This is a genomic window from Aeromonas sp. LsrichE-8G (assembly GCF_022869435.1).
GTDB lineage: Bacteria > Pseudomonadota > Gammaproteobacteria > Enterobacterales > Aeromonadaceae > Aeromonas > Aeromonas caviae.
In genome coordinates this window covers 1-4271 of the sequence record NZ_JALIHH010000039.1, presented here as the reverse complement: position 1 = coordinate 4271, position 4271 = coordinate 1, and the positions used below count along the sequence as shown (strand labels likewise).

The following is a 4271-nucleotide window of genomic DNA, read 5'->3' as shown; positions in this document are numbered from 1 at the left end:
CCTCTTCCGCAGCGCGAGCTTCGGCGGCAATACGAGCTTCTTCCGCAGCACGGGCTTCGGCAGCGATGCGAGCCTCTTCCGCAGCGCGGGCTTCGGCAGCAACACGAGCCTCTTCCGCAGCGCGGGCTTCGGCAGCAATACGGGCCTCTTCCGCGGCACGGGCTTCGGCGGCAACACGGGCTTCTTCTGCGGCGCGGGCTTCGGCGGCAATACGGGCTTCTTCCGCGGCACGAGCCTCGGCGGCAATACGGGCTTCTTCTGCGGCGCGATCCTCGGCGGCAACACGGGCTTCTTCTGCGACCTGAGCTTCGGTTGATATCAAAGCCTCATTGACGATGACGGGCTCCAGCTCGCCCTCCGGCTCTTCCACAACCAGGGGGCCTTCGTCAGGGCCGCTCAGCGGCGCTTCGGGCTTGGCGGCGGGGGCATCAGCCGGGGCAACATCGGCGACAGGCGCAGGAACAGCGGCGGCCTGCGACTCGACTACCGCCGGGGTAGCGTCGGGCGCCTGCGATGGAACGGCCTCAGCCTCTTCTTTCTTGCGGCCGAAACCCAGCCAGGAAAACAAACCTTTTGCCATCTAAAAATACTCACATCAAAGGCTGACTGCTAAGATAGCCGTCCCTCGGCGGGTCGGCATAAAAATGAACCGCCTTATACTATCACTTTATTTTCTGACGACGAAACGCGATGCCCAGAGTGAAATCCAGCCGTAACAGCCCGAGCAAGAGCCCGGCCCCCCAGGGGCGAGCGGGCGTGGTACGAATCATCAGCGGCCAATGGAAGGGGCGCAAACTCCCCGTCAGGGATGTGGAAGGGCTCAGGCCCACCACGGATCGCGTCAAGGAGACCATCTTCAACTGGCTGGCTCCCCACGTGCGCGGTACCCGCTGCCTGGATCTGTTCGCCGGCAGCGGCGGGCTGGGGCTGGAAGCCTTGTCCCGCTATGCCGAACAGGTCACCCTGATCGAGATGGACAGAGGCGCCGCCGACCAGCTCAAGAAGAACCTGACGACCCTGGGCAGCAGCCAGGGGCAGGTGATCCAGGCCGATGCCGTGAGCTGGCTGCAAGGCCCGGCCACCCCCTTCGATCTGGTCTTTCTGGACCCACCGTTTCGTCGCGAGCTGCTGCCCCAGGTGTGCGAGCTGCTGGAGCAACGCGGCTGGCTGGCATCCGATGCCCTCATCTATCTGGAGCGGGAAAAAGAGATGGTCGATCTGGCGCTGCCCGCCAGCTGGAAACTACTCAAGGACAAGCAGGCTGGTCAGGTCTGCTATCAGCTCTATCTGCGGGACACCAAGCATGATGCTGCGGTTTAAAGGGGAGATGGGCACAGTCCCCTTCTCCGTCAATTTGGACAACGGCTCAAGGACAAGCAGGTCGATCACATCAGGCCTGCTATCAACTCTATGTACGGGAGGTAAACGATGAAGCGGGTGTTTAATCTGTTGGCGATGGGGGTGCTGCTGTTCTTCTGGTTCGGTGTGGCACTCGCCCTGCTGGGCACCCTGCCGGGCAAACTGAACGGCTTTCTGCCGGTGTGCGGCGTCATCGTGATATTGATGCACTGGGTACAGGCCAGCATGATCAAGGCGGCATGCAAACCCTACTTCGCTGTCACTCGTCTCGAATTCACCCAGGTGCTGATCTTCGGGGTGTTCGGCATGATGGATATCCGCACCAAGCTGCAGGCCATCATAGACGCCAGGAAGAAGGGAGAGACTCCCCCCAGGGCCGACTAGGCCCCCCCCGGCCCGACCAGAAGGAGTGATTCGTCACTCCTTCTGCGTTTTTCCGAGGCTGATTCCCAGCTTGATGGAGAGAGCGGCGAGCAGCAGCAGCATGGCAATGAGGGAGAAGAAGTTGCTGCCAAGCTCGGGGTACTGCACCTTGACCAGGGCAGAATGGCCGAACACGCCGATAAAGAAGCAGAGCAGGATGCAGCTGGGTGTGTTGCCCACCATGGGCTCATGGCGATAGTGCTGATAGAGCTGGCTGGCCGCCAGCAACAGGGCGATGAGGGGGTAGAAGGAGAAGGGAACGACCGACTCCGTCAAGGCCGACAGGAAGGCATCGCCACAGATACCGATCAGCAGGGCCAGCACCAGGGGCTTCTTCGGAATCGCGTTCGGTTCATGCATGAGGCTGTCCATCCTTGCGTTATGTGAGAGATTCGTGGCGCTTGCGGTTCTGCACCTCGGCGCCCATGGCGATCATCCGCAACTGGCTGATGGTGCGCTCCGACAGTGCCTTGCACTCTTCCGGGGTCATGTCGAGGGCGTCTGCACCGGCGCTGAAGACGATGGTCACCATGGCCTCCGCCTGGATATAGGCCTCTTCCCGTGGCGCCTGCGTGGTGGCTTCCAGATAATCGGTCAGCTCGGCGATGAAGTGCTGGATCTCCCGAGCCACCGCCTGACGGAATGCAGCCGAGGTGCCGGAGCGCTCGCGCAGCAGTAGCCGGAAGATGTTCGGGTTGTTTTCGACGAATTCCATGAAGGTCTGCACCGAGGTGCTGATGACGCTGCCACCACCGGCAATGCGCTGGCGCGCCTGGCGCATCAGTTGGCGCAGGGTCAGCCCTCCCTCGTCCACCAGCGTCAGCCCCAGCTCTTCCATGTCCCGAAAGTGGCGATAGAAGGAGGTCGGCGCTATGCCCGCCTCTCTGGCCACTTCCCGCAGGCTGAGGTTGGAGAAACTGCGGTTGGCGCAGAGTTGACTGAACGCCGCCTCGATCAGCGTACGCCGGGTTTTTTCTTTTTGTTGCGCGCGAATACCCACGAAAACAGTCACCTTGAGATTAGCGAGGCCAGATGATAACCCGAAGGCGGGGCCGGGATCAGGTTTGTCTCCGACTTTTTTACCATTGACCCGCATTCCGGCTCAATGGAGAATAGTGAACAGCTGTTCGCTGAAAGGAGCCGAGTGAAATGGACCGCCCCCCGATCATCATGACCAACACCCTGCTGTTCGCCCTCTCCGGGCTGACGGCACTGATAGCGGTCCCCTGGTATGGACTGAGCCAGGGCTACGACCTCTGGCAGTGGCTCTGCTTCCTGCTGCTGTTCTGCTATTGCGGCATCTCCATCACCGCCGGCTACCACAGGCTCTGGTCCCACAAGGCCTACAAGGCGCACCCGGCCCTGCAATGGATCTTCGCCATCGGAGGCGCGCTCGCCCTGCAGAACTCGGCGCTGCACTGGTCCTCGGATCATCGCCGCCACCACCGCCACGTGGATGACAACCAGAAGGATCCCTACAGTGCGGGTCGCGGCTTCTGGTACTCCCACATCGGCTGGATGCTGCGGGAATACCAGCGCGATACCTACCACGACTACAGCAATGTGCGCGACCTGCAAAACAACCCCGTGGTCGCCTTCCAGCACAGGCACTATCTCGCCCTGGCTCTGGTCACCAACATCGGCATTCCGCTGCTGCTCGGCCTCCTGCACGGGGATTTGCTCGGCATGATGCTGCTGGCTGGGGTGCTGCGCATGGTGATGACCCATCACACCACCTTCTTCATCAACTCCCTGGCCCACATCTGGGGCAGCCAGCCGTTCACGGATCGCAACAGCGCCCGGGACAACGGCATCCTGGCCTTCTTCACCTTTGGCGAGGGCTATCACAACTTCCATCACCTGTTCGAGAACGACTACCGCAACGGCATTCAGTGGTGGCAGTTCGATCCCACCAAGTGGCTGATCCGCACCGCCGCCTGGTGCGGGCTCGCCAAAGACCTGAGATCCTGCCCGGAGGAACGCATCGAGCAGGCCAGGCTGGAGATGCAACTCAAGCGCGCCCAGGCCAGAGTGCACCAGCAGGACGACAGGGAACGCTGGCAGGCACTGCTGCAGGAGGAGTACGACAAGCTGAGCCTGCAGATCCAGCACTACTATGCCAGCCGCAAGTCACTGCTGGAGCAGCGCAAGCGCACAGCCCTCGCACGCTACGACAGGCTCAGGCTGCAACTGGAGTACCGCACATTGCGAGACGGTTTCCTCGTTGCCAAGCGCAACTGGAGTCGTCTGCTGGCGGGCCTCGCCTGATCGCCGAGACATCACGCAAAAGACCGCCAGCAGGCGGTCTTTTTGATTGGGCAAGCAGACGGCGGGCATAAAAAATGGTTCATCGCGGCTTTCCGGGGAAGGCCGCCTTGATTTTCAGAAAAAAGTATTCTGAGTCCCTAAATCCATATGCCATACGCTTTATCACTTTGATCTTGTTGTTCACCCCTTCCAGCACACTCGTGTGCATCGGGTAGTTTGCA

The 4271-nt window shown here is 61.2% G+C and carries 6 protein-coding genes and 1 pseudogene; 3 read left to right on the top strand and 4 right to left on the bottom strand.

Going from position 1 to position 4271, the window contains the following annotated elements:
- Positions 1-580, bottom strand: a pseudogene (locus tag MUW49_RS08245) (signal recognition particle-docking protein FtsY); the annotation flags it as partial.
- Between the two features lie 110 nt (positions 581-690).
- Between MUW49_RS08245 and rsmD the strand changes: the two are divergent.
- Together rsmD and MUW49_RS08235 are read left to right on the top strand one after the other, a co-directional pair.
- A complete protein-coding gene (gene rsmD, locus MUW49_RS08240) occupies positions 691-1320 on the top strand; it encodes a 16S rRNA (guanine(966)-N(2))-methyltransferase RsmD (RefSeq protein WP_124813493.1) in 630 nt (209 codons plus the stop codon).
- Positions 1321-1428: 108 nt separating this feature from the next.
- On the top strand, positions 1429-1743 hold the full coding sequence (locus tag MUW49_RS08235) for a DUF1145 domain-containing protein (protein ID WP_010672600.1): 315 nt from the start codon (positions 1429-1431) through the stop codon (positions 1741-1743).
- 33 nt (positions 1744-1776) lie between these two features.
- Here MUW49_RS08235 and MUW49_RS08230 read toward each other — a convergent pair whose 3' ends face one another.
- Both MUW49_RS08230 and fabR read right to left on the bottom strand, forming a co-directional pair.
- A complete protein-coding gene (locus MUW49_RS08230) occupies positions 1777-2142 on the bottom strand; it encodes a YijD family membrane protein (protein WP_010672599.1) in 366 nt (121 codons plus the stop codon).
- Positions 2143-2161: 19 nt separating this feature from the next.
- A complete protein-coding gene (gene fabR / locus MUW49_RS08225; protein ID WP_010672598.1) occupies positions 2162-2782 on the bottom strand; it encodes an HTH-type transcriptional repressor FabR in 621 nt (206 codons plus the stop codon).
- A gap of 149 nt (positions 2783-2931) precedes the next feature.
- Here fabR and MUW49_RS08220 point away from each other — a divergent pair, with 149 nt between their 5' ends.
- A complete protein-coding gene (locus MUW49_RS08220; RefSeq protein ID WP_124813492.1) occupies positions 2932-4050 on the top strand; it encodes a fatty acid desaturase in 1119 nt (372 codons plus the stop codon).
- A gap of 79 nt (positions 4051-4129) precedes the next feature.
- Here the strand turns inward: MUW49_RS08220 and MUW49_RS08215 are convergent.
- Positions 4130-4271 (bottom strand): transposase (locus MUW49_RS08215; RefSeq protein ID WP_210537842.1); only part of this gene is annotated, 142 nt, incomplete at its 5' end.

Coding starts and splice junctions, on each gene's coding strand:
- rsmD (WP_124813493.1), top strand. CDS start 691: ATGCCCAGAGTGAAATCCAGCCGTAACAGCCCGAGCAAGAGCCCGGCC.
- MUW49_RS08235 (WP_010672600.1), top strand. CDS start 1,429: ATGAAGCGGGTGTTTAATCTGTTGGCGATGGGGGTGCTGCTGTTCTTC.
- MUW49_RS08230 (WP_010672599.1), bottom strand. CDS start 2,142: ATGCATGAACCGAACGCGATTCCGAAGAAGCCCCTGGTGCTGGCCCTG.
- MUW49_RS08220 (WP_124813492.1), top strand. CDS start 2,932: ATGGACCGCCCCCCGATCATCATGACCAACACCCTGCTGTTCGCCCTC.